We start from the raw sequence: 377 nt of genomic DNA on the forward strand, positions 1-377 counted from the left end.
GTAACAAGGTAACCCTAGGGGAACCTGGGGTTGGATCACCTCCTTATCTTGAAGTAAAAACAGTTTAATGGAAACTTCGGTTTCACGAGTGTCTACACAAATTACATGATAACAAATTAGAAGAAGAAAGCCCTTGGGCTTGCTAATAAGATAGGTCTGTAGCTCAGCTGGTTAGAGCGCACCCCTGATAAGGGTGAGGTCGGCAGTTCAAGTCTGCCCAGACCTACCAATTCATACGCTGAATTGATTAACTTCTTCATTAAAGAAAAGACCAAATTAAGGTTTACTTTCGTCATACTGAATGTTTTTCAGTGTTTTGTGAGTGAATATTAATTTGGTTTTTTAAACCACGTTTTTAACCGAATGCGCGTTAAGAA

Annotated in this window: 1 tRNA gene; it reads left to right on the forward strand. The window is 39.3% G+C overall.

The window, feature by feature from the left end:
• Window positions 1-152 precede the first annotated feature (152 nt).
• Window positions 153-229: transfer RNA gene (locus H4J57_RS19630), tRNA-Ile, on the forward strand.
• The last annotated feature ends 148 nt before the right edge of the window (window positions 230-377 follow it).

Origin of the sequence: Colwellia sp. BRX8-7, from assembly GCF_014077275.1 — a bacterium.
Classification (GTDB): domain Bacteria; phylum Pseudomonadota; class Gammaproteobacteria; order Enterobacterales; family Alteromonadaceae; genus Colwellia_A.